We start from the raw sequence: 24,100 nt of genomic DNA on the forward strand, positions 1-24,100 counted from the left end.
TCATGGCGTTCTCCTTTGTCGTTTTCCGGCATGTTCCGGTGATTCGGCCTGTGGTGGTGTGATGGGGGTGACGAGGCTGCGCAGCTGTGCTTCAACGGCGGCGCGAGATTGCCCGTATGCTTTCCTCGATGCGGCGATGATCTTCGCCGGGTCGCTGGTGCGCTGCGGGGTGTCCACGGTGCGACCAGATGACCAGTCGGTGACCGCGCCATCGCGGACAAGCTGGGCGTAGATATGCCTACTGGGAAGTGCGGTGAAATCTTCTGGTGCCAACCCGGGCGAGAGTCGCGACGCGTAGGTGGCATCGTGGCCGGCGAGTTGGAAGAAGATTTTGTTGCGGCAGTTCGCTTCGAATCCGCGCAGTAGTTTCGACGAGAGCTGATCGGTGTATTGGTGGCTCAGGTGAAATGCTGCGGCGAGTGATCGGCTCATGGCCAGCGCGTCGGCGATATCTACCGGGAAGCGTTCGAGGAACATCTGCGCTTCGTCCAGGTAGATCACCACGGTGCGGCGCAGTCGTTCCGGGACACGGACGCGCTCCTTGAGTGCTTCCCAGAGTTCACTGATCACCAATGATCCGAGCAGTGACGCGGCTTCGCTGCCAAGCGTGCCAGAATGCAGGGGTACGAGCAGGATCTTGTTTCCGTTGACGGCGTCGCGCAGGTTAAACCGTGGTGAGGGTTGCGCCAGGATGCTGCGCAGCGGTTCGTGCAGAAAGAGTCGGAGCTTATTCTGGAGCGGTGCGATCGCCTGGGCACGGGCATCCGGTGACAGGCTTTCGTACCATTGCCAGAATGGTGCGGCGTGCAGCGGGTCGGCGGCGATCCGGGGTGCCGTGAGTTTGTGCCGGAATCCTGGATTGGTCAGCAGGAGCGGCAGCATGGCGAGCGTGGGGTTCTCGGCGTGAGCAACCGCGTCCAACGCAAGCCGGAGGATGTCAGCCGAGCGGGGTCCGAGCACGTCCTTTCCGTAAACAGCGGCGAAGAAGCTGAAGAGCTGATCTGCCACTAGTGCGGGTGAACGTCCGGCAAGATCCAGGGGGTTGAACCCGGTGGGTGCGTCATCGAGCGGATCGAGGAGTACCACGTCGTCTTTGCGATGATATGGAACCTGTGTCAGCACGTCGGCCACGAGATCTTTGGGTTCGATCACGATGACTGACCGGCCGGCTTCCATATCCTGCCGAATAAGGTTCAGTAGCAATGAGCTCTTGCCTGTGCCAGTGGGACCCATGACCCAGGTGTGTCGCCGTGAATCCATCTCAGAGATACCGAGCCGCTGCGCTTCGCATCCTGGTGCTGTTGATGTAGCCAGAATGCGGTCGCCGGTTTTAGCGACGAACGAGGGGCGGATCAGGGCCGGATGCAGTGCGGGCAGTCCCGGGTACGGTTGGTTCGGATCACCAAGTGGCCAAGCGGTCATGAGGGTGACTTCATTGATGCTGAGCTTGGTCGATCCGGGAAAGAGCGGCCACGTGCTCGCGGGGTTATTGATGACGCCGCTGCGTTCTGGTGCAAGGCGCAGTTCCAGACCGGGGCTGAGTGCGGCACGTAGCGCGCTCAGAATGCTGGTGGTCATCCGCTTGCGCCGGTCGGGTGTCGAAGCGGTGACACCGATGCGAATAATGGCACCGAATCCGAACGCTTCGGCCTTGACCTGAACATGCTTTAGAGCGGTTTGTGGTGCGGTTCGCTTGGCCAGTTGCTGAATTGCTGCTTTCGGCACGTAGCGGTGCCCGAGCACGATCTGGATCACGGCGGTTTCCTTTCCACGAAGTCCGGTTAGGCTGGCGAGAACACCGCGGACGGATGCTTCATTGCCAGAAATATCCAGTGACTGCTGCGGTGTTGAGTAGATGACTTTGCGCGCGGTGGACACGGACTTCCGGCGGTCGTCTTCGGTGGCGGTGATGACGGTGCCTGGAACGAGTTGTTCGATGGTGCGGCGAAGCGCTGGTTCGAACTGGCGATTGGTAGCCGCTAGGTATTCGATTCCCTGCGAGGTGGCGCGGGTTTCGAGAATAATCTGCGGCGCGTGGGTCAAGGATGCGAGGTGTTGGAGTGCCCCGATGGCCTGCTCATATGGCAGTGGGCGTGCCCAGAAGATCGTGAACCACACAAGTTCGGTGCGCTGGCGGTACTTAGGGGAGCGGCTCATGATTGGTCTCCTTCCCTGCTTCGCTTTTGATTACGGTCTGGACGGATGCGGCGAGACGTGTCCGCGTGCCGCTCGGCGAGCTGCTGAGCTTCGGCCTCTCGCTGCGCATCAGCCAATGCCAGGCGGATTGCGGCACGAGCGAGCGTGCGAATGTCGGGTGTTTCGCGGAGGACTCCACGGGCGACGATGCGCCGGTTCTTACGGGAGCCGTGAGTGGAATTGTTTTTGGGCATGACGAAGATGAACCTCCTTTCCAGTAGGTATTTCGGTGATGGGTATTGTGCCTGGTCATTGCGTGGATGCAACGTCCTTGCTGCGCAGTACTATGAGCCAAACGTTGCGTGGATGCAACGGGAAAATGCGGCTTTGGCAGAAACTACAACACCGACTGGAAGTTGATGAAAACAGTAGAGGGGAGACGGATTGGCGCACCTAGAATTGTGGTTCGAAGGTGCGCCAATCCCGCACGGTAGCGTTTAGCTAGAAACGCGAGTTACGCCACCAACGCACCGCGACGACGAGCCCAGCCACCAGGCCAAGGACACTGAGGATCACGACGAGCGTTGGCCAGACGGATTCGATCAAGGATGCCGCCCATGCGAGGCCGACAAGCGCCAAGATGATTGAGAAGCAGGCGCTCAGCATGCCATCGAACCAGGAGCGAGGATCATTGCCGTTGCTAGTCATTGTGGCGCTCCACTTCGGCCAGGAGTGCGCGGTGCAGTCCAATGTTGACGAAGTCCAGTCCGAAGTGCAGCTGGTCTTTGACGTACCGCTTGGCGACGGCATAGAACAATGCTTGGCCGACTGCGTCAGACAGGAGCAGATGCCAGGCGATGGAACCACGGCGGATGCCCCAGTTCTCCGCCCTGTCCATGAACTCGCAGGCAAGCACGTATTCATCGCGGGTATTGAAACTTAGCCCGTTGGTGACGTGGAGGACATCGTGAGCGAAGCGGAGCGCATGGTTAGCCTCTGGGGTGCCAAAGACGGTGGCCGATGAATTGTCATCCGATACCGGCAGCGATTGGCCGGTAGTCTTTGACGCGGCGAAGCACCGTTTCAGATCCGAGTACGTGCTGGGTGCGTCGGGAACGGCTTTCCAGTCGAAGCCGTGGCGGGTCGCCAGGTCATTGGCAAGGTCGAACACGAAGCCGCGTAGGTCTGCTTGTGCTGCCCGGATCGCCGGGTGTCCAGCGGTGAGCAGCTGCCCGCTGTGTGGGGTGGCTGCGCGTGATTGGGCGGAGTTTTGGGTGTTTTTCGGCATGACAAATAACCCCTTTCGAGGGTAACTTTTGCTTGGGTGGCTGAGTGCCAGCGACGCAGCGGAACGTAGGAGAAGGCGTGCTGGCACTCAGAGGGGAGCCCGGTGGGACGCAACCACTCGGGTGTTAGTTCGACGGGATGGTGCCCGTTTCGATCAGCCAGTCCTGCAAGATCGAGGTGCCTGCCTCGCAGAAGGCTGTGGCCGCATCGTCGAGTCGGAGCGCGGTGACCGGATCATACGACTCGATTCGCCAGGCCTCACGCCGAAGCTCTTCCACGACCCCTTGGAAACGCTCGGCAACCAGGTTGATCGCTGCGCTTGCCTCGGGCGGCGGCGGAACACACCGGGCGGGAGAGGCAGCCGAGTCACCCATTGCGGTACTGCCTGATCTCTTGCGGTACTGCCTGATCTCCCAGGCGGCATATTCTGCGTAGCAGTCCGCTAGGTGGTTCAGCCTGGCGGCCGCGCCCGGGTCACCATCTGCAAGGAATTGAGCTTCCCTACTGATCATGCCGGTCATCTGCATTGCTGCTGCGGTCACCATGCCAGCGGAATGGACACGGGACGCGACCACTGAGCCGCGTGCGATCTCGGCATTCTGTGCTCTGGTCATGGATCGCATCTCTGGCTTGGTGAACCGACTGAGAATACCAGTGGCTGGAGGCTCAGCGTTGGCACCTGATCGGGGAATGATATTGCTCATTAGTAGAGCACTCCTTTGCACGTATGACTGAAAGGTATGGAACCTTTCGATCACGCCTATGTGGCGATGGAATAACTCTAAAATAGGCTCTGACCTCAATAAAAGCATAAGCATGATAACTCTGCTAATGTCATCCCATGAGTGATGCGCGGTATCCAGAAAACCATATGGAGTTTGCGCCTGAAACGCCGGATGATTGGGAAGAGTTTGCGAATCGGCGCGAGGCCCTTCTGCTGAACTATGGATACAACACGGCACGTGCTTACTGGGCTGATCTCCAAGATTGGGCCGAATGGGCGTACCGCCGGGGGAAGAATGTTCTGGCGCTAACTGAACAAGATAAGAAGGAATACGTTGCCCTCCACCGCAGGAGGAAATACAGCGAGAGCACGATTCGACGGCGCTTGGTCGTCATGCGCCTGCTTGAACAGACGAAGAAATGACGGACGTCGATAGTTCATATCTGCACACCAACCAACGATCCGGAAACGCATCGCGACGACAACAGCCTCACGTCAGTCTCGATCCCTGCCGCATCGATCCCCGGCACGAATAGTCTCGACCCTGATGTGACCATTACTAGTCGAAAGCCACGTAAAAATGTCATCAATTACGTCCTGTTTGTGGAGCCATATTTCTGCTCGCATGTCAGCAGTGTCCAAGTGGATGCCAATTCCAAGTAATGCCACAAACAAATTCGGTAGATCTGTGCTCTTCTATAAAAACCCTAGTCATGTCATAATAAGCATAATTATGTGACATTCAAATAAATCATATTTGCCATCGTCCGCATAGTTACGCATCGCTACGAGCTGCCAGGCGGTTACAACCCATATTTCGGGGTACCACTGGGGTAACGTTGCAAGTAAACAAATGCTAATTGTGCCCTAGGGGCACGGGAGAAAGTTGATGGCTAACAGCGTGAAGGAACAGCAGCGAGCAGAACTGCACAAAACAATCTGGCAAGTAGCCAATGATCTTCGCGGTTCGGTGGACGGCTGGGACTTCAAGTCGTACGTCCTGGGCATACTTTTCTACCGCTTCATATCCGAGAACCTCACCAGCTACATCAATACCGGTGAACACGAGGCAGGCAACGCTGAATTTGATTTCACGCAGCTTTCTGATGATGAAGCTGAATTTGCCCGTGAGGAAATTGTCAACGAAAAAGGCTTCTTCATCCGACCTTCGGAACTGTTTGAAAACGTGCGCAAGCGAGCACCGCAGGATGAAAACCTCAACGAAACACTCGAGAGCATCTTCCGCGATATTGAAGGCTCAGCAACTGGCACCGATAGCGAAGACGACCTCAAAGGCCTCTTTGACGACCTGAATGCAAACAGCTCCAAGCTCGGCAATACTGTGTCGAAGCGTAATGCCAAGATGGTCAAGCTGCTCGACGCGATCGGTGACCTCCCATTGGGCGGCAAGTTCTCAGACAACTCCATTGACCTATTTGGTGACGCCTACGAGTACCTGATGCAGATGTACGCATCTAGTGCCGGTAAATCCGGCGGCGAGTACTACACCCCGCAGGAAGTCTCTGAGCTGCTCGCAAAGATCACCACGGTCGGTAAAACGCGAGTGAACAAGGTGTATGACCCCGCCGCTGGTTCGGGCTCACTCCTACTCAAGTTTGCCAAGGTGCTCGGCAAAGAGAACGTGGGCGGGTTCTATGGGCAAGAAATCAACCTCACTACCTACAACCTGGCTCGTATCAACATGTTCCTGCACGATGTGAACTACGAGAACTTTGACCTGGCATTGGGTGACACTCTGCTGGAACCACACCATTGGAACGATGAGCCGTTTGAAGCGATCGTCTCTAACCCGCCCTATTCGATCAAGTGGGAGGGCGATGCCAACCCAATCCTGATCAACGATCCACGCTATGCGCCGGCTGGTGTGCTGGCGCCTAAGTCAAAGGCAGACCTCGCATTCACGATGCATATGCTGCATTGGTTGGCGACCAACGGTACGGCAGCGATTGTTGAGTTCCCTGGCGTGCTTTACCGAGGCGGCGCTGAGCAAAAGATTCGTAAGTACCTGATCGACAATAACTATGTTGATACGGTGATTCAGCTTCCTGCCGACTTGTTCTTCGGGACCACTATCGCGACCTGTATTATCGTGCTGAAGAAGTCGAAGAAGACAAACGATGTGCTCTTCATTGATGGTTCTGCTGAGTTCGTACGCGGTGGCAACAAGAACAAGTTGAGCGAAGCCAACCAGCAGACCTTGCTAGATGCGTTTACCGATCGTGAATCGTCAGAACACTTTGCAACGCTAATTGAGAACAGCGCTATCGCAGCGAATGACTACAACATCGCAGTATCGTCCTACGTGGAAGCTGAGGACACTCGTGAAGTCATCGACATTACCGAGCTGAACGCCAAGATTGAGCAGATCGTTGCTCGTCAGGCTGAGCTGCGCACTTCAATTGATGCGATCGTTGCCGACTTGGAGGGCGTGAAGTGAGCCAGATTGATAAACTGCTTGCAAAGCACTGCCCTGAGGGTGTTGAGTTTAGGCCTCTTGCCGAGATTGCGAGTAAGAGTGCGAGTATCAAGTGGGTATCCGCCGCTGATGCTTCATTCAAATACATTGATCTGTCATCCGTGGACAGGATAACCCGACAAATTGGGGATACAGTTTCTGTAACGGCGGCCGATGCGCCAAGCAGGGCTCGTCAGATCGTACGCACAGGTGATGTTATCTTTGCTACGACTCGTCCTACTCAGATGCGATGGGCTGTCATTCCTGAGGAATACGATGGGCAGATTGCGAGTACTGGATATTGTGTACTGCGCCCGGACAATGATGTTATCCTCACTAATTTTCTGGCTCATATTCTTGGCACCGGCACTTTTAGTCGTTATGTTGAAGCCAACCAGATCGAGGGGAACTATCCGTCTATTCCTGATAGTCGCGTTCGCGAGTTCAAAGTGCCAGTTCCACCCCTTGAAATTCAGCGTGAAATCGTTGGTATTCTTGATACTTTTAGTAAAATGGAAGCGGAGCTGGAAGCGGAGCTGGAAGCGGAGCTGGAAGCTCGGAAGCAGCAGTATGAGTACTATCGTGATCGACTTGTTGGGCGGCGTAATTTTGTTTCGGGTGAATGGACCGAACTTGCAGTAGCAGCCTCGATACGAACTGGCAGCAAACCTATGATTATTTCGGACTCAGGAAATTTCCCATACATTAACGCAGGAAATGAACCTTCGGGATTCACAAATAATTCAAATGCGCCTGGTGGGGCTGTAACTATTCCGTCGCGAGGCCAAGGCGGAGCCGGACACGTTGGTTTCCAAAAAGAAGACTTTTGGTGTGGTCCACTTTGCTATCGAGTGGAGACCAAATCGTCTGCTTTTATCAACAAGTTCCTTTACTACTATCTTCGGAATATTCAAGAAGAACTGGTTGGGCTGCGGAAAGTGGGGAGTATCCCCGCCGTCAACAAATCGGATCTTGGAAAAGTTAAAGTTCCGATGCCGGATATAGAGGAGCAGCAAAGGATCGTCGATCTCCTTGATAAGTTTGATGTGCTCGTGAATGACCTCAGCCTTGGACTGCCTGCGGAGTTGGCTGCACGTCGTCAGCAGTACGAGTACTACAGAGATCAGCTTCTCACTTTCAAGGAGGCTGAATAAATGGCCCATCATGAATCGATAGAAGACTTGGCGGACGCCCTGTTAGGGAGCATGACCCCAAAATCACGTTGTGCTTTGGTATTCGCTTCAAACACAACTGGCAAAACACGGCTAGCACAACATCTTAAAGAGCGCGATCCTCGAGGCGTTGTACTCTATAACGCATTTGTTGAAGACGTTTTCACATGGGATAACGAACAAATTGTTCTAAAAATGAATCTTGATTCAGAACTATTGAATACCATCGAGACACAAGGGCTTGATGGTGAGATTGTCGAGAACTTCAAGGCATTCACCCACGATAAAATCGAACCATTGCTGGACTTTGAGAATGGTGAGGTCAGGTTCGGTATCCATAAAGGAGATGACGCTTCTGCCGATAGCGTGAAGATATCCCGAGCGGAGGAAAGTATATTCATTTGGTGCGTCTATTACTCCGTCCTAAGTGAAGCGATTAGTACTTTAAGTGATAGCCCGGAATTGCGGACCACGACTGATTATGATTTCTTGAAGCTTGCCGTAATTGATGACCCGGTTTCTTCTATGGATGATGTACGGATTGTATCGGTTGCTATGGCATTGGCCGATCTTATAAAACGTTCAGCTGACTTAGATATTAAATTCATCGTCACTACGCATCATGCCCTTTTCTTCAACGTGCTTTTTAACTCAATTCATAGAGCGAAAGGAATGAATAACAAAGCGTTCATTCTAGAACGTAATTTGGAATTGGGGTGGCGGTTGGAGAGGCAGGGTCACGATTCTCCCTTTAGTTACCATCTCGGAATTATCAGGAATATTGAGAACGCAATTAGTCAGAATTCCATTCAGCGAATTCATTTCAATCAATTCCGTACACTTCTTGAGAAAACAGCAAACTTCCTTGGGTATGAACAAGGGTGGGGTGTGTTGCTGGCCGGTCCTGATGCGAAAGTCTTAATGAGAATTCTCAATCTCTATAGTCATGATCGATTTTCAGATATTGATTCATCAGAAGTGTCTGATGAATATAAAAAAGCCCTGACGACCGAATTTCATACGTTTCTCAATGAATTTAGGTGGGGATTTAAGTCATGATGGAATCTTCTGCCCGTAAATACGAGCCGATTGCGGTCAGCAACGAAAGTACCGTAGTTTCGGTCTATGAAGCTGATCCTGCGAGGGAGTCGTCGTATCAGTCTGAAGCGCAGCTGGAGCGTGAATTTATTCGCCTACTCGAAGGTCAAGCTTACGAGTATGTGGAGCTGACGAATGAAGAGCACCTCGTCACGAATCTTCGTACTCAGCTCGAAGCCCTGAATCGCTTCACCTTCTCGGATGAAGAATGGCAACGCTTCTTCAAAGAACGGATCGCCAGCACCGGTGACGGGATCGTCGAAAAGACGGTGCGGATTCAAGAAGACCATGTCCAGCTGTTGACCCGTGATGATGGCACGACAAAGAACATCACCCTGCTGGATAAGCAGAACATTCACAACAACCGTTTGCAGGTGATCAACCAGTATGCGGTTGATCGTGGCGAGGGTGGCGCAAGCTTTTCGAACCGGTACGATGTGACGGTTCTGGTCAATGGTTTGCCGATGGTACATATCGAATTGAAACGACGCGGCGTGCCAATTCGTGAAGCCTTCAACCAGATTGACAGGTATCAGCGAGATAGCTTCTGGGCGGGCTCTGGTCTGTTCGAGTATGTGCAGCTGTTCGTGATCAGCAATGGGACGCAGACGAAGTATTATTCGAACACCACTCGCCGCCAGCACGTTGCCGATGCGACAGGTATGAAGAAGAAAACGAAGACGTCCAATAGTTTCGAATTCACCTCGTGGTGGGCTGATGCGCAGAACAAGCCGATTCTTGATCTGACGGCGTTCGGCAAGACGTTCTTTGCCAAGCACTCCCTATTGAATATCCTCACCCGTTACTGTGTACTGACCAGTGACCGGCTGCTGTTGGTGATGCGTCCGTACCAGATTGTGGCGACCGAAAAGATCTTGCAGAAGATCGATATCTCCATGAACTACAAGACGCTTGGCTCTCAGGAAGCTGGTGGCTACGTCTGGCACACGACCGGGTCTGGCAAGACGCTGACCAGTTTCAAGGCTGCTCAGCTCGCTTCACGCATGGAAAGTGTGGACAAGGTACTGTTCGTCGTTGACCGTAAGGATCTGGACTACCAGACGATGAAGGAGTATGACCGGTTCGAAAAGGGCTCGGCGAACTCGAATAATTCGACGGCGGTGTTGAAGCGGCAGTTAGAGGATCCCTCGAAGAGGATCATCATTACGACGATCCAGAAGCTCTCTACCTTTATCTCAAAGAATAAGGGTCATGAGATCTACACAGGCCATATCGTGCTGATCTTCGACGAGTGTCACCGCTCCCAGTTTGGCGACATGCACACGGCCATTACGAAGGCGTTCAAGAGGTACAACTTGTTCGGGTTTACCGGTACTCCGATTTTTGCTGAGAACTCTGGCAGTGGTGGCAATCCGCAGCTGAAGACCACCGCGCAGGCATTCGGGGAGAAGCTTCATACCTATACGATCAAGGACGCGATCACAGATCAGAACGTTCTTCCATTTCGTATCGATTACGTGAATACGATGAAGGTCGGATCGGTCATCGACAAGCAGGTGTCGTCCATCGACACGGAGAACGCCTTGTTGTCACCTGTGCGTGTCTCTCAAGTGACTTCGTATATCTTGGAGCACTTTGATCAGAAGACGAAGCGATCCGTTGGGTATGCGCTGGGGGAGAAGCGTGTACGTGGATTCAATTCCCTGTTTGCCACGGCATCGATTACGGCTGCCAGGACGTACTACAACGAGTTCGAACGCCAACAAGCCGAGCTAACACCCGACCGCAGGCTGAAGATCGCCACGATCTTCTCCTACGCCCCAAATCCAGACTCCGAGGACGGCTTACTGGAAGAGGAAGGGTTTGAAACAGAGAACCTTTCGGGGGATGCCCGTTCGTTCCTGGAAACGGCGATTGCCGACTATAACCAGATGTTTGGCACGAGTTACGACACCAGTTCGGACAGCTTCCAGAACTACTACAAGGACTTGTCGCTCCGGCTGAAGAACCGTGATCTGGATATGGCCATTGTGGTGAACATGTTCCTCACTGGCTTCGACGCGACCACGATGAACACGTTGTGGGTGGATAAGAACTTGCGCTCCCACGGGCTGATTCAAGCGTATTCGCGAACGAACCGTATCCTGAACTCGGTGAAGACCTACGGGAATATCGTGAACTTCCGTGATTTGGAAGAAGCGACGAATGATGCGATTGCTCTCTTCGGTAATAAGGACGCTGCCGGTATCGTTCTGTTGCGCCCTTACGGTGAGTACTACGATGAGTATGCCGAGAAAGCCTCAGCCTTGCTGGAGAAATTCGTTCCTGGCCATCACATCGACAGTGAAGCTGCGCAGAACGAGTTCATCAAGCTCTATGGTGAGATTCTTCGTTTGAAGAATATTTTGACCTCATTTGACGAGTTCGCCGGAAACGAAGTCCTTACGGAACGTCAGGCCCAGGATTACCAGTCGGTGTATCTGGATCTTTGGAATGATCGGAAGAAACGCGACACCGGTGAGAAGGAACAGATCACCAGTGACCTGGTGTTCGAGATTGAACTGATCAAGCAGGTTGAAATCAATGTTGACTATATCCTTCTGCTCGTACAGAAGTACCGAGAAGAACGCGGTGACGGCGATGACAAGGAACTTCGTGCAGGTATTTCTCGCGCAATCGACTCCAGCCCTTCCCTTCGCAACAAGAAGGATCTGATCGAGAACTTCGTGGACTCTGTGTCTGTGGACGGCTCAGTTCAGGACGAATGGCAGGCATACGTGCAGAAACAGCGCGAGAGCGAGCTTGAGGAGATCATCGCATCGGAGAATCTCAAGCGTGAGCAGACACTAGGTTTTGTTGACCTGGCGTTTACCGATGGATTGCTGCGTACGACAGGTACTGAAGTAACTAAGATTTTGCCGCCAGTGTCTCGGTTCTCTAAGGAGAAGAATCACGGCGAAAAGAAGCGTCGTGTGATTGAGAAGCTGGCGGTATTTTTCGAGCGGTTCTTTGGGCTAATTTCACAGGGAGGTAACCGATGACCCGACATGTATTTCGATCAAGCCAATGTGCGATCTTGCACTGTTCAGAAGCTTGGAATGTTCCCGTTGCGAAAATACGCTTAGCAGGAGAGTGCAATGAGAATTGATTCGATCTATATCGATGGATATCGCCGCTTTAGAGCTCAGAATATCAAGTTTGAAGACGGAACAACCATCCTCGCTGGCGCCAATAACTCTGGGAAGACATCACTCATTGATCTATTGCGTGTCGTTCTAGGAGGCGAAGGAAGCCTGCGCGCTGAAGATTTCAGTGCGCAGGCCAGATTCGATTGGTTCATCGGTCTTGTCGGCGCAGCGATTGATGGCGAGCAGAAGTATCGGGGTTTTGTGGACCACGACGACTTTTCTTCGAAGGCTCCATCAGTAGATGTTCGCATCGAGGTGACCTATGATCCCAACACTGACGACATTCGACAGTTTGCCGATTACCTGATGGACCTGGACTCAGAGAAAAGTTCTTTCTATTTCCAGTATCGCTTCTCCGCTAAACGAGATGGCCTGGTTGCAGACTGTCATGACCTCTTTACGGACATCAAGAAGGTTGTAGATAGGCGTGGATGGACTTCTCCGATGGATGCGATTCCAGGATCTTCAGATTTCCTCGTCTTGCAAGCGAAGGTTGATGCTGTGCTTGTGGCGCATTCGAAACCAGAAGTCTTCTTCGCAGACGAGAACTATACAAATCGTCTCTTGATGAGCGGCCATAAAGATCTTAAACGGCTCTTCAACTTCCGGGCAGTAAAGGCTTCACGAGCCCTCGACGACACCAATGAAGATAAATCGGGTGGCTTGAATCAACGCCTGATCGAGGTTGCGAAGGAAGACGAAAACTGGTTGGGGATCTTGTCAAAGTTACCTGATCAGGTGGTTTCCGCCATACACGAACTTGGAATCCGTGAAGTAACTGCCGACGAAGCCCTCAAGAGTCTCAATACGGTCATTGAGTCAATCTCAAACACGAACGGAACAAGACAAAATGACCTCTTTCTTGACTTCCACGTGACCGAGGATCACGCTGTCCAGATGATTGCGCGGGCAATGCAGACACGCTATCTTGGAGCCGGTGTACCTTTAGGTGAGGCCTCTCAAGGCTTGGGCTACAGCAACCTTATCTACTTACACCTTGAAGCCGAGTCGTTTATTCGATCGGCCTCCCGCGAAGAAAATGGCTTTCTCGTAAACATGCTGGTTCTGGAAGAGCCAGAGTCTCATATGCATCCGCAGATGCAAGGCGCATTCATTAAACACCTGCTGTCCAGAGTCAATGAAAGCGGAGCATTCCAAGCAGTTATCACGACGCATTCAAGCGAGATCGTGCGATCAAACATGATCGAGCAGCTTCGCGTTCTCAAATCCGAAGACGATGGCTGCCGGATTGTAGATTTGCGGGAGTTTCATACTTCGGAGGTCGCAAAAAAATCTACTGAAACACAGAGGCTATTTAGCTTCCTGTATTCAATCAACTTTTCCGATTTACTCTTCGCTGACAAAGTCATCATGTATGAAGGCGACACCGAACGGATGTATATTCAGGCCATCATCAGAGAGCGCGATGATTTGGCTGGTCTCCGTACGCAATACATCTCATACGTTCAGGTCGGAGGAGCTTACGCACATGTGTATAAATCGCTTGTAGTAGACGCACTTCGCATCAAAACAGCGATCATTACCGACCTTGACTACGACAAGGAAAGTGAAACTTCAAGCGTTGATGAGCTAAATCCGCGCTTCTCGACCAATTCAACATTGAATGCGTTCTTCACCAAGGATAGCGAAGACGCTAACAACGACAAGGTGGAGAAACTAACCATTGAAGGGCTGCTGGAAGTGATCTCTGCGGAAACCGGAGTAGCACCCGTGCCTGGCGCCCACTCAGCCGCTGTTGCATTCCAATCCGGAAGGGAAGGTTTTGCGCGTACTTTCGAGGAAGCAATCCTTGCGACGCAATTGAGCACTGAAGTCTGGTCGCCACGGACAAGGGAAGAGTGGAAAAAGTACCGTGCTGATTCTGGGCTGAAATTCGCTATTCCACAAGAACCAGAGTCTCCAACGATTAGACAAATCGTTTCGTCGACGTCGAATCAAAAGACGGACTTTATGTACTCGCTACTACTAAATCCGAAACTGATGGACACGGTACCAGCATATATTATTTCTGCACTGCGGTGGCTGGACTCATGAGTAACTTGCGACTCATCAATGCACCTGCGGGTAGCGGCAAGAGTACGGAGATAAAGCGTTTAGTCCGAGAATGGTCGGTCGAACGTCCTCTCGATAGGCTTCTGTGCGTGACGTACACAAACCGAGCAGCTGAAGAGCTAAAGGCAGAAATCTCGTCACCCTTCATAGCGGTGTCCACGATTCATTCGTTCTTTAATGGCTTAGCCCAGTCCTTATTCTCCGCACCCGAGATCGTTGCGTACTATTTTGAGATCTACGGCGACGCTATCAATGCTCGCATCAAGAATGCAGATGAAAGTAGTACAACCGAAGCAAGTAATGCTAGATATCGTGAGTCGATTGGTGATCCTCTAACCTTTGAATTGGTGAGAGGATCGGTGAAAGCACTTGATTATAACGAGCGGCCATTCAACACCCTATATCGGGGCCGTCTCTCGCACGATGATTTACTTTCCTTTGTTGCTTTATGCGCAAAACGGTTTCCTAGTATCTATCGCCGAGTGAGTGGCAAATATCGTCGGGTGATTATTGACGAGTACCAAGATACAGACGTCAATGTTCTTGAGTTCTTCATCGAAGCGCTGCGAGACTCAGACGCCGATCTTCATCTATATGGGGATCGAATGCAACAAATCTATAAAACAGACCCCGAACGTTTTCAGGCCCTGATTCGTTCCTTCCACGTGCCGCAGCGTGAGGTTATCAACTACCGCTCAACGGTAGCAATTGTCTCAGTGCTGAATACTATCTACAACGATCAGACTCTGCGACAGGTCGCCGATTCCAAAGTTTACGGCGCTGTGCCGAAAGTACACTTTAGTGCGACGCCTGACAACACCGTGGATGAGATTGCTGATGCAGACACTTTGATTCTGAGCGTCCACAACTCTTCGATCTTCGGCACTATCGGCGGACTAGAGCTCTTCAACGCACTAAAAGCCATGCCTGATCACGGTTACAACTCCCGCTACTCAGCAGCTACAGTACTCACTGAGCCTGAATGGGAGAAGGTTCCGAACGCACTAATTCGGCTTCTATATGGTCTCCTTAGCACAGAGGCTGCGTACGCGAGTGGGCACGTCGGGGCTGTGATTTCTACGCTACGTGCTCACTCAAGAGATTTTGGTGAGTTCAGGTTCCATGGACATGAGGACAAAGCGATCCTTGCGACTCAACTCGACGAATTATTCAGCGCAATGCAAGATGAGAATTCGAGTATCAAGGATGTGCTCGTAAAGCTTTCTTGTCTTTCCTTTGCCAGGCCGGCCGATGTCAGTGGCTACTTAGAGAGCGAAGAATACAGCTTGCTTGTACTCGTTCCATTCCAGCAGGTACGTAAAGTCTTCGACTTTCGGCTGTCGCCCTCTCACTCGACTCAACATGGAGTCAAAGGTGAGAGTCACGAGAAGGTTGTGTTCGTCGCAGAGACGAGTACATCGCCAGCGGTACGAATGAAGAACCTATTTGACGTCTGGCCGAAGTTCGATTTGAACCTCGATGTCCTGGAGACACTGTTTGGGAGGTTGACTGGCGTGTTCCGCACTGCAAAGGAGAAGATTGGCGTTGATGTTACCAAGCTGAACAGGAATACTTTTCCAGCCGCTGAAGATTCAATCACGGCCGAGGTTCGGATCATCGCGGATGCATTGAGTGAGTCTGAATTGTTCAATGAACTTTACGGCGCGACATACAGTGCATATCTCAAGAAACCTGGTGTGACAAATGCGAAAAAGCTCTTTAGCCTCTCGGCGATCGAAGGCCTTCTCGCTGCCTACCGGCTCTTCTATGTTGGCTGTTCGCGGGCGAGAACAGAACTCGAAGTTGTGATCCCGATGAAAGAAGTGAGCGACAGGCAAGCTACGGCCGAGAAACTCCGGCAACTTGGATTTGAGATCGTCGAAGACATCGGCGTCTAAACTAGGTTACCTTGAATTGAAATCAACGGTGCCGTTGGTGGTCGATAACGGAACTGGGCTGGGCAATCTGAACTTTCAACCCTAAAAGATAAACTGAAAAATCCGTACGGAGTATTGTCACGTCCTTTCGCCTGGTACCGGGGATGATCGCCATTATTTTCGTTGGCTGAATTTTCAGTGGTCAAGTATTGATTACACTTCTTTGTCATGACTACTGGAGGTTACTGTTAGCTTCGACGAGGGATGCCTTTTCTGACTAGTAGATTCCGCACGGAGCTTGGTGAAACTTTGATCCGCTTACCGACAGCAGCCAGTGATTTCCCCTCTGCGTACAAGTTGATTGCCAGCTCTTGATTTTCTGGAGTGATCCTGCGGTCACGAATATCGATATTGCTTCGCCGAAGGAGTTCAACGATGCTCGTCTTCGAGGCTCCGTAGTATGCCGCCAGATCAGCAGAACTTGCACCTTCCCGATATTTACTGACGATCGAACTGAGCTGATCGTCAGTAATGCGCTTTGAAAGCCTTCGCGACGTTGAAACTGTGACTTTGCGAGTTCTAGTCGCGTGGCTGCGTTCTTCCTGGCGAAGATACGTTTGCATGGCCTCCACTAAGCGATGCAGTCTATTTTCGTAGTGGCGACCTCTGTTGGACAGATCGATGGCAACCTCCACCAAATGGAAAAAACCGGGAAACATCAGAAATGATGTTTCCCGGTTTTTTCGCATTCTCCCAAGTTCCCAACAGGCCATGCTGTAGGGTTGGCTCAATTTCCCAGACGATTCCGTCTTCGAGCCAAGGGAGAATCAATGAGAGAACTAACCTACTTCGTTGCAGTGAGCTTGGACGGGTACATTGCAGGTCCGAACGGAGAATTCGATGCCTTCGCGGTGGCTGGTGACCATGCGGCGCCCATCTGGGACCGCTACCGCGGCACCGCGCCGACCCAGTTGGCAGAGTCGGCTGGACTGCCTATCGAGGGGTGCCCTTTCGATACGGTCCTGATGGGATGGAATACCTACGCGGTCGGCTTGCCGGCACTGCCCAGCCCTTACTCGCATCTAAGGCAGATTGTTTTCACGCGCGAGCACTCTTCACCTCCGGGAAGCCAAGAGGTGCAGTTCACCAGCGCGGATCCGCGAGAGGTCATCGGGGAACTCAAATCCCAACCGGGTGACGGCATCTGGCTATGCGGCGGAGGGCAATTGGCCGCCAGGCTCCGGCCGGACATCGACAAGTTGGCCTTGAAGATCCAGCCGGTGATGTTCGGGTCGGGTATCAGGCTATTCGGGGACACCGGGTATGCCCCGAATCGCTGGAAGCTGGAGAACATGCAGTCTTTTGCCTCCGGAGTCTGCCTTGCCGAATACTCGCGCGGCTAGCACCCGGTTTGCGGCTACATCCCTTCATCTCCGATGTGGCCGGCGGCCGTCGAATCGAGCACGCGCTCAACGAACGCAGCGTACTCGCCCATGTAGTGGGCCAAGAACTTCTCGGTGTCCGGGTTGCTGATGCTTCCGTCCTCGCCGAAGTCTTCGGGACGGTACTGCAGGTAGACCTCGGGGGAGTTCAGCTGCGGGGCATCCAGGAAGCTGAGGACGCTGCGCATGCTGGACTGCATGACCGCGGTACCGATGGCTCCGACCGAAGCGCCGAGCAGGCCGGTGGGCTTGCGGGCGAAGGAGTTGGTGCCCCAGGGCCGCGAACCCCAGTCGATGGCATTTTTCAGCGCACCGGGAATTGAACGGTTGTACTCCGGGCTGATGAATAGCAGGCCGTCCGAGGCCTCGATGGCGGTCTTTAGCGCGGTCCCGGCTTCGGGATAATTATCATCGTAGTCAGCGCTATACAAGGGCAGATCGCTGATCGGGATTTCCGTGAAACTGAGGTTTTCAGGTGCCAGGGCTATCAGGGCCTTGGACAGGACGCGGTTGATGGAGTTCGTGGCGAGCGAACCGACGAAATAGCCGATGTTGTAATCCATGGAACCACTTCAGCACCGGGGTGAGGGGTGGCAAAAGGCCCTCGGGCAAACTCCCAGCTAAGCCAGGCCGCCTGGATGACCGCGCTGCGCAATCTGGTGCGAACCGAAGTCCGAGAAGTCGGCGGTGCCCGGCGGGCCCCAAACAGTGAGCACGCGCAGGTCCGTGCCGCCGGGATTGCACAGGTCGTGGTCCACTCCGGCATCGGCCAATACGCTGTCACCGGGACCGAGCTCGTATACGCGCTCGCCGACCCGCATCCGCGCCCGGCCCTCGACCACCTGGTAGAACTCCTGCAAAGCTCCCTGGCCCTCGTGGCGATGGAAGCCCTCGAAGCCGCCTGGTTCTATCACCCAGGTCTGGATGGCTACCGGCATCCCGGTGTGCCCGGCGAAGTGGTGGCTGACCTTCATGGCTGAGCCTTCGTGCATCCGGTAGTCGAAGGCATGGGCATCGCGTGCCTCGAACGGATCCATGGCTATCCCTCCGCCTGGTATCCCAGCCTGGTGCTGATTCGCCTTGCTGCGGCACGGGTGCTGGAGCAAAGCTGCTCCAGCTCATCGGCGCCGATGCGGTAGAACGGAGCGGCGGTCATGGCGCAGGCGACGAGTTCACCGCGGTGATCGAGAATTCCTGCGGCCACTCCGACCTCCTCGGCGGAGGTCTCGCCGTAGTTGACCGCGTAGCCCCGCTCGCGTACAAGATCCAGGCGTGCCTGGTATTCGGCGGGGGCCGTGCCGGCAAGATCGATCTCTCCGTTGGAGATCAGCTCCGCGCGGCGTGCTGGATCCTCATTGGCGAGGAATACCTGGACGGTAGCGCTCAGCCCCGAACGGTACCGCGACCCCATGACCGAGGTGTGCTTGACCAGATGGGTTGAAGGCAGCTGTTCTACCGAAATCGACTCGCTGCCGTCCCAGATGTTCAGTACAGCGGTCTCGCCGGTAGCTTCACGCAGATCTTCCAGAATGGGGTAAGCCACCTGCCGCACGTCCAGGTTGGCAAGCAATGGTCCGGCAATGGCAATCAGGCCGACACCCAAGCGGTACTTGCGGGTTTCCGCGTCGCGATCCACAACGCGTTCCTGCTCAAGGGTGGCCAGAATGCGCGAGACGCTCGATTTGTGGAGGCCGACCTGCTCCGCGATTTCGGTGACGCCCACTACCGGGCGCTCAACGGTGAAGCAACGGAGCACATCGAGCACGTTGACGATCACCGAGGTGCCTCGGGTTTCACTGCGAATTTCAGTCATTTCCCCTCCTGAGTTGCTACTATCCTACGGCTCAAACCAGTGGTTTGCGGCTGGTTTCGACCGAGCAGGCCACCGCCACCAGCGAAATCACCGCTGCGCCCATCAAGTACCAGCCGGGGGCAAGGACTTTGCCGCTGGTGGCAATGAGCAATGTGGCCACGAATGGCGCCGTTCCGCCAAACAATGCATTTGAGAGGTTGAACGACACTGCGAAGCCGGAATAGCGGACCTTGGTGGGGAACATTTCCGCGAGGTAGCTCGGAAGGGTGCCGTCGTTGAGCGTGAGCATCGCGCCGAGCAGGATCTGGACCAGGACGATAACCAAGAAGTTTCCCGATTCCAAAGCCATGAAGGCAGGAACGGTGAACAGGATGAACAGAATCGATGCGCTGATCAAGACACGCTTGCGGCCGAAGCGATCCGAAAGCATGCCGGTGACAAAGATGAATCCAACGTAGGTCAGCAGCGCAACGGTCGTTGCCAGATAGGAACGGGTGGCGTCCAGTCCGAGCTCTTCGGAGAGATAGGTCGGCATGTAGGAAAGGATGACGTAGAACCCGACGGCGTTCAGCAGCACTGCGCCCGCAGCCTGAACCAGCTGGCGCCAGTGGTTCTTCAGCAACGACCCGACTGGGGATCCCTCGGGTGCGGAAGACTCGGACGCTTCAAGGAAAGCAGGCGAGTCCTCCAGCTTGGTACGGATATAGCGGCCGATCAGCCCCATGGGCGCGGCCAGCAAGAACGGTATGCGCCATCCCCAGGACTCCAAATCCCCGGATGACATCAACCCGGTCAGCCCCGCGGCCATCAGCGAGCCGAAGAGCAGGCCGGTGGCGGTGCTGGCCGGAACCACTGCCGCGTACAGGCCGCGCCGGTTGGCCGGCGCGTACTCGACCAGGAAGGCGGAAGCCCCAGCATACTCGCCGGCGGCAGAGAAGCCCTGGACCAGGCGCAGGGCCAGGAGCAGCAGGGGTGCGCCAAAACCGATGGACGCGTAGCCGGGGAGCAGCGCGATGCAGAAGGTGGCACCAGTCATCAGCAGAATCGACCAGGACAGGGCTTCGCGCCGCCCGATCTTGTCGCCCAAATGCCCCCAAATGAACCCTCCGACAGGACGGACCAGGAAGGAGATGGCAAATACGCCGAAGGTCATCAGCAAACCAGCCTGCGGATCATCGCTGGGGAAGAACACTGCGGCGATGGTGGCGGCCAGGTAGCCGTAGGCCGCGTAGTCGAACCATTCCACGAAGTTGCCGATAAAGCTGGCAGCGATCACCTTGCGGCGGGTCTTCGCGTCAATGGTGCGGGACGGGGCCACGCCGGTGGCCGGTGCAGCCGTGGTTCCGGTGGGGGCTTGCGATGGGGAGTTGCTGGAATGGTTCATGGGGTGAAACCGCCTCTGGAGGGCAACGGCTTTGGCCAGTGCTGGCTTCTTTGCCGCTGGAATGATGAAGTTTTCCGGCAGACCGGTGGGTGGTCGTCGGTTCTAGGCGCAGCCCCCGTGCTTGCTGCGCATCAGATGGTTAAAGCAGCTGTGGGGCGGGGTTCGGGCCCCGCCCCACGGTTATCGCTTGCCCTTAGGCATCGATGATGTTGTTCTGCGGGCCGAAACCGAACTTGGTGATGTTCTCGACGCCACCGTCCTCGCCGATGACCAGGATGTCATGCTCGCGGTAGCCCCCGGCACCTGGCTCGCCATCAGCGACGGTGATCATTGGCTCCATCGAAACGACCATGCCCGGCTCCAGAACAGTCTCGATGTCCTCGCGCAGTTCCAGGCCAGCTTCGCGGCCATAGTAGTGCGAGAGCACGCCGAAGGAGTGGCCATAGCCGAAGGTGCGGTTCGGGAGCAGTCCGTGGGAGATGTAGATTTCGTTCAGCTCCGCTGCGATGTCCTTGCAGACCGCTCCGGGCTTGATGAGCTCCAGGCCACGCTTGTGGACCTCGACGTTGACGTTCCACAGTTCCAGGCTGCGGGCATCCGGCTCGCCGAGGAACAAGGTGCGCTCCAGAGCGGTGTAGTAGCCGGAGGTCATCGGGAAACAGTTCAGCGAGAGGATGTCCCCGCGCTCCAGCTTGCGGGTGGTGGCCCAGTTGTGGGCGCCATCGGTGTTGATGCCCGATTGGAACCAGACCCACGTATCGCGCACTTCGCGGTGCGGGAAAGTCTTGGCAATCTCGTGCACCATCGTCTCGGTGCCGATCAGTGCGACCTCGTATTCGCTGATGCCTTCGCGGATCGCTGCCTTGATGGCTTCGCCGCCCAGGTCGCCGATGCGTGCACCGTGCTTGATGACCTCGATTTCCTCGGCGGACTTGATCATGCGCTGGCGCATGGCGTCCTGCGAGACATCCACCAGGGTTGCGCCGTCGAAGGTGTCGGCGATCTGCTGGCGGGTGCGGCCCGGCAGGAAGTCGTCTTCCACGCCGATCCGGGTTGCCTTCACGCCGTCGCGCTTAAGTGCTTCCTGCAGGCCGTAGAAGAAGTTGTCGCGCTTCCAGTCGGTGTACACGATGTTGTCGCCGTAGCTGGTGCGCCATGGCATGCCGGCATCGATGTTCGCGGTGACGGTGGTGGAGTTGCTGGCGGTGACCACCAGCGCGTAGTTGCGGCCGAAGGTGGTGTACAGGAAGTCCGAGTAGTACTTGATGCCGTGGTAGCTGGTCAGGATGACTGCGTCCAGCGACTTCGTGGCCATGATCTGGCGAAGGCCGGCCAGGCGGCGCTCGAACTCGGCATCCGAGAAGGTCAGCTGCTCCTTGGCGCCGTTGTGCAGGGTCTTCAGTCGGGCCAGTTCGGAAACATTGGTGGCGATATTGGCGGTAGTCATGGTTTTGGCTCCTTGTGGGAAATCAACTGTCAAGGGAGGCCGGCCCAATCAGATGGATTGCGAGGATTCATGGGAATCGCCGGAGAAGAAGTACGTGTTGCGCTCACTGCAACGCCGTTGCATTTAGATTATGTGTGCCCTGCGTCACTGTCAAGGGCGATTGTGAAAACTTTTTCTGCAGAGCGGTAAATCGGGAATGATCTGCATGAATCCCGGAAGTGACCGGAAAATGCGAAGGCCGCGGAGCTCAATATGACGAACTTCGCGGCCTGCGACCGGGCGGCTTGTGCTGCCTAGTTTTGCTGTTCCGGTCCTGGATCTTCCTTGAGAATCGCTCCGTCGCCATCTGGGTCGGCGACGAACACGAGGCCCGGGTCGGGATTGTTGATGTCCTTCTCCAGCTGCTTGATCGCCTTGTCGCGCTTGAGCAGCCTGCGGATCAGGTTGATGATCATCAGGATGATCACGAAGGAGAACGGGAAGGCTCCGATGATGGTGCCCGTCTGGACCGTATCGACCACCGCCGTGCCGCCCAGGGTGAGCAGCACCGTGGCGACGGTGGCGATGCTCAGCACCAGCACCACACGGAAGACCGGTCCGGACTTGTTTGGCGCCGAGACGAACTCGCTGAGCGCATAGATTCCCGAATCCAGAGAGGTGACATAGTAGGTCGCGACCAGGATGGTGGAGACCACCAGCAGGATCGTGCCGACCAGCGGAAGGTGCTCCAGCATCGCGAACAGGCCGGCCGAGGTGTCTGCGGACACGGCATCGCTGATGCTCCGGTTGCTCGCATCGTCATAGTAGATCGCGCTCGCCCCGATGACTCCGACCCAGATCATCACGATGAGCGTGGGGATGATGGTCACGCCGATGACGAATTCGCGGATGGTGCGGCCGCGCGAAATCCGCGCGATGAACCCTGCCACGAACGGCGAGAAGGCGATGACCCAGCACCAGATGAACACGGTCCACCAGCCATTCCAGCTATCCTGCCAGGTGGCCAAAGGGCTGGCAGTGGTGCCGGCATCGGTCCAAAGGCTCATATTCACGAAGTTGGCCATGAAGCTGCCGAAGGTCTGTGAGATCATCGAGATGATGTACAGCGTCGGGCCGAAGACCAGCACCGCGCCGACCAGCACGATGCTCAGGATGGAGTTCAAGCTGGAAATGCGCGCCATGCCCTTGCTGATGCCTACGATGGCCGAGATGCAGGTGACGCCAGCGAAGATCGCGATGACCACCAGCCACAGGGTGGGGCTGGAGCTCAAGCCGGTGAATGAGGTGAGCCCGGAAGTGAACTGCAGGGCTGCGAACCCGAAGGAGGTGGCCAGGCCCAGCACGGTGGCGATGATGGCCAGTAGCTCGATGATGACGCCCGCGCCGCGCCGGGACCAGCGGGGCAGGATGTCCACGGTGGCCTCGCGGAAGGTCAGTGTCTTGCCCAGGTTGTGGTGCGAGTAGGCCAGGCAGACCGCCACCACGCAGTACATGGCCCAGGCGGTCAGGCCCCAGTGGAAGTAGGTCCACACGATCCCGCCTTCGGCCGAGCCGGCCGGTGTGGCGGCCGGGATGACAGGGTTCCCGTCGCGCAGCATGATCGGCTCGGCGACGGACCAGAAGATCAGGCCGATGCCCTGGCCGCAGGCGAAGAGCATGGAGTACCAGGCGAACTTGCTGTGCTCGGGCGTGGCCTTGGGGCCGCCCAGGCGGATTCGGCCGACCTTGCTCATCGACAGCCAGATGCACACCACCACGGTGAACACCGAATACAGGATGAACAGCCAGGTGAATTTCCCGGTGACGAAGGTGCGCATCTCGGAGATGACTGCCGAAGCCTGCTCGGGGGATAGCAGCACCCAGATGAGCACCGCGACGATCAGTGTCGGCGGGATGACCCGGATGAGCAGGCGGTCCAGGGGCGGGATCAGGCGCCCCATGAAGCGCGGCACCTCGACCGGCGCTTGTCTCGTGTCCTTGCCCTTGCGTGTGTTCTTCCGGGCGGCTTCGTTGATGGACACG

19 protein-coding genes are annotated in these 24,100 nt (G+C 55.2%); 8 read left to right on the forward strand and 11 right to left on the reverse strand.

All coding sequences use genetic code 11. The features are described from left to right. From ACIOTN_RS08830 to ACIOTN_RS08845, 4 genes are all read right to left on the reverse strand, one after another. Positions 1 to 2,043 carry a type IV secretory system conjugative DNA transfer family protein gene (locus ACIOTN_RS08830; protein WP_402735151.1) on the reverse strand — a complete coding sequence of 681 codons (2,043 nt, stop codon included), beginning with the start codon at positions 2,041 to 2,043 and terminating at the stop codon, positions 1 to 3. Between the two features lie 594 nt (positions 2,044 to 2,637). Next, positions 2,638 to 2,844: a hypothetical protein gene (locus ACIOTN_RS08835; protein WP_105568979.1), complete on the reverse strand. Its 207-nt coding sequence runs from the start codon at positions 2,842 to 2,844 to the stop codon at positions 2,638 to 2,640. Further along, positions 2,837 to 3,424 (reverse strand): hypothetical protein, encoded by a 588-nt coding sequence (locus ACIOTN_RS08840; protein WP_402735152.1) that lies wholly within the window; start codon positions 3,422 to 3,424, stop codon positions 2,837 to 2,839. Before ACIOTN_RS08840 ends, ACIOTN_RS08835 begins: the two co-directional genes overlap by 8 nt. 124 nt (positions 3,425 to 3,548) lie before the next feature. Beyond that, a complete protein-coding gene (locus ACIOTN_RS08845; protein ID WP_402735153.1) occupies positions 3,549 to 4,127 on the reverse strand; it encodes a hypothetical protein in 579 nt (192 codons plus the stop codon). Between the two features lie 137 nt (positions 4,128 to 4,264). On the opposite strand from ACIOTN_RS08845, the gene ACIOTN_RS08850 reads away from it, so the two are divergent. The 7 genes from ACIOTN_RS08850 (at position 4,265) to ACIOTN_RS08880 (ending at position 16,013) form a co-directional block, all read left to right on the forward strand. After that, a complete protein-coding gene (locus ACIOTN_RS08850; RefSeq protein ID WP_402735154.1) occupies positions 4,265 to 4,570 on the forward strand; it encodes a site-specific integrase in 306 nt (101 codons plus the stop codon). A 466-nt stretch (positions 4,571 to 5,036) separates the two neighbouring features. Next, positions 5,037 to 6,605: a type I restriction-modification system subunit M gene (locus ACIOTN_RS08855; RefSeq protein ID WP_402735155.1), complete on the forward strand. Its 1,569-nt coding sequence runs from the start codon at positions 5,037 to 5,039 to the stop codon at positions 6,603 to 6,605. Next, positions 6,602 to 7,777 (forward strand): restriction endonuclease subunit S, encoded by a 1,176-nt coding sequence (locus ACIOTN_RS08860; RefSeq protein WP_402735156.1) that lies wholly within the window; start codon positions 6,602 to 6,604, stop codon positions 7,775 to 7,777. The genes ACIOTN_RS08855 and ACIOTN_RS08860 overlap by 4 nt, the downstream gene beginning before the upstream one ends. Next, complete coding sequence (locus ACIOTN_RS08865) at positions 7,778 to 8,854, forward strand: hypothetical protein (RefSeq protein ID WP_402735157.1); 1,077 nt, start codon at positions 7,778 to 7,780, stop codon at positions 8,852 to 8,854. After that, on the forward strand, positions 8,851 to 11,895 hold the full coding sequence (locus ACIOTN_RS08870) for a type I restriction endonuclease subunit R (protein ID WP_402735158.1): 3,045 nt from the start codon (positions 8,851 to 8,853) through the stop codon (positions 11,893 to 11,895). The genes ACIOTN_RS08865 and ACIOTN_RS08870 overlap by 4 nt, the downstream gene beginning before the upstream one ends. A 96-nt stretch (positions 11,896 to 11,991) precedes the next feature. Beyond that, entirely contained in the window at positions 11,992 to 14,097 is a 2,106-nt protein-coding gene (locus ACIOTN_RS08875) for an ATP-dependent nuclease (protein WP_402735159.1), read from the forward strand. Then, positions 14,094 to 16,013 carry a UvrD-helicase domain-containing protein gene (locus ACIOTN_RS08880; protein WP_402735160.1) on the forward strand — a complete coding sequence of 640 codons (1,920 nt, stop codon included), beginning with the start codon at positions 14,094 to 14,096 and terminating at the stop codon, positions 16,011 to 16,013. The genes ACIOTN_RS08875 and ACIOTN_RS08880 overlap by 4 nt, the downstream gene beginning before the upstream one ends. A 227-nt stretch (positions 16,014 to 16,240) precedes the next feature. On the opposite strand, the gene ACIOTN_RS08885 is transcribed toward ACIOTN_RS08880, so the two are convergent. Further along, positions 16,241 to 16,783: a helix-turn-helix domain-containing protein gene (locus tag ACIOTN_RS08885; RefSeq protein WP_402735161.1), complete on the reverse strand. Its 543-nt coding sequence runs from the start codon at positions 16,781 to 16,783 to the stop codon at positions 16,241 to 16,243. A 39-nt stretch (positions 16,784 to 16,822) separates the two neighbouring features. On the opposite strand from ACIOTN_RS08885, the gene ACIOTN_RS08890 reads away from it, so the two are divergent. Beyond that, positions 16,823 to 17,395, forward strand: coding sequence for a dihydrofolate reductase family protein (locus tag ACIOTN_RS08890; protein WP_402735162.1), 573 nt, complete (start codon positions 16,823 to 16,825; stop codon positions 17,393 to 17,395). Between the two features lie 14 nt (positions 17,396 to 17,409). On the opposite strand, the gene ACIOTN_RS08895 is transcribed toward ACIOTN_RS08890, so the two are convergent. From ACIOTN_RS08895 to ACIOTN_RS08920, 6 genes are all read right to left on the reverse strand, one after another. Then, on the reverse strand, positions 17,410 to 17,997 hold the full coding sequence (locus tag ACIOTN_RS08895; RefSeq protein ID WP_402735163.1) for an NADPH-dependent FMN reductase: 588 nt from the start codon (positions 17,995 to 17,997) through the stop codon (positions 17,410 to 17,412). 57 nt (positions 17,998 to 18,054) lie between these two features. Beyond that, a complete protein-coding gene (locus tag ACIOTN_RS08900; protein WP_402735164.1) occupies positions 18,055 to 18,471 on the reverse strand; it encodes a cupin domain-containing protein in 417 nt (138 codons plus the stop codon). A 2-nt stretch (positions 18,472 to 18,473) separates the two neighbouring features. Beyond that, positions 18,474 to 19,247 carry an IclR family transcriptional regulator gene (locus ACIOTN_RS08905; protein WP_402735165.1) on the reverse strand — a complete coding sequence of 258 codons (774 nt, stop codon included), beginning with the start codon at positions 19,245 to 19,247 and terminating at the stop codon, positions 18,474 to 18,476. 31 nt (positions 19,248 to 19,278) lie between these two features. Then, complete coding sequence (locus ACIOTN_RS08910) at positions 19,279 to 20,631, reverse strand: MFS transporter (RefSeq protein WP_402735166.1); 1,353 nt, start codon at positions 20,629 to 20,631, stop codon at positions 19,279 to 19,281. A gap of 193 nt (positions 20,632 to 20,824) precedes the next feature. Then, positions 20,825 to 22,078, reverse strand: a complete 1,254-nt coding sequence (locus ACIOTN_RS08915) for an aminopeptidase P family protein (protein WP_402735167.1) — start codon at positions 22,076 to 22,078, stop codon at positions 20,825 to 20,827. 293 nt (positions 22,079 to 22,371) lie between these two features. Continuing rightward, a complete protein-coding gene (locus ACIOTN_RS08920) occupies positions 22,372 to 24,099 on the reverse strand; it encodes a BCCT family transporter (protein WP_402735168.1) in 1,728 nt (575 codons plus the stop codon). Position 24,100: the final 1 nt, after the last annotated feature.

The sequence above is a fragment of the Glutamicibacter sp. NPDC087661 genome (assembly GCF_044743275.1).
Classification (GTDB): domain Bacteria; phylum Actinomycetota; class Actinomycetes; order Actinomycetales; family Micrococcaceae; genus Glutamicibacter.

Bases quoted from the DNA above. Each gene is read 5' to 3' on its own strand.
- ACIOTN_RS08865 (WP_402735157.1), top strand. From the start codon at position 7,778: ATGGCCCATCATGAATCGATAGAAGACTTGGCGGACGCCCTGTTAGGG.
- ACIOTN_RS08840 (WP_402735152.1), bottom strand. From the start codon at position 3,424: ATGCCGAAAAACACCCAAAACTCCGCCCAATCACGCGCAGCCACCCCA.
- ACIOTN_RS08900 (WP_402735164.1), bottom strand. From the start codon at position 18,471: ATGGATCCGTTCGAGGCACGCGATGCCCATGCCTTCGACTACCGGATG.
- ACIOTN_RS08855 (WP_402735155.1), top strand. From the start codon at position 5,037: ATGGCTAACAGCGTGAAGGAACAGCAGCGAGCAGAACTGCACAAAACA.
- ACIOTN_RS08895 (WP_402735163.1), bottom strand. From the start codon at position 17,997: ATGGATTACAACATCGGCTATTTCGTCGGTTCGCTCGCCACGAACTCC.
- ACIOTN_RS08905 (WP_402735165.1), bottom strand. From the start codon at position 19,247: ATGACTGAAATTCGCAGTGAAACCCGAGGCACCTCGGTGATCGTCAAC.
- ACIOTN_RS08835 (WP_105568979.1), bottom strand. From the start codon at position 2,844: ATGACTAGCAACGGCAATGATCCTCGCTCCTGGTTCGATGGCATGCTG.
- ACIOTN_RS08890 (WP_402735162.1), top strand. From the start codon at position 16,823: ATGAGAGAACTAACCTACTTCGTTGCAGTGAGCTTGGACGGGTACATT.
- ACIOTN_RS08875 (WP_402735159.1), top strand. From the start codon at position 11,992: ATGAGAATTGATTCGATCTATATCGATGGATATCGCCGCTTTAGAGCT.
- ACIOTN_RS08880 (WP_402735160.1), top strand. From the start codon at position 14,094: ATGAGTAACTTGCGACTCATCAATGCACCTGCGGGTAGCGGCAAGAGT.
- ACIOTN_RS08845 (WP_402735153.1), bottom strand. From the start codon at position 4,127: ATGAGCAATATCATTCCCCGATCAGGTGCCAACGCTGAGCCTCCAGCC.
- ACIOTN_RS08915 (WP_402735167.1), bottom strand. From the start codon at position 22,078: ATGACTACCGCCAATATCGCCACCAATGTTTCCGAACTGGCCCGACTG.
- ACIOTN_RS08870 (WP_402735158.1), top strand. From the start codon at position 8,851: ATGATGGAATCTTCTGCCCGTAAATACGAGCCGATTGCGGTCAGCAAC.
- ACIOTN_RS08910 (WP_402735166.1), bottom strand. From the start codon at position 20,631: ATGAACCATTCCAGCAACTCCCCATCGCAAGCCCCCACCGGAACCACG.
- ACIOTN_RS08850 (WP_402735154.1), top strand. From the start codon at position 4,265: ATGAGTGATGCGCGGTATCCAGAAAACCATATGGAGTTTGCGCCTGAA.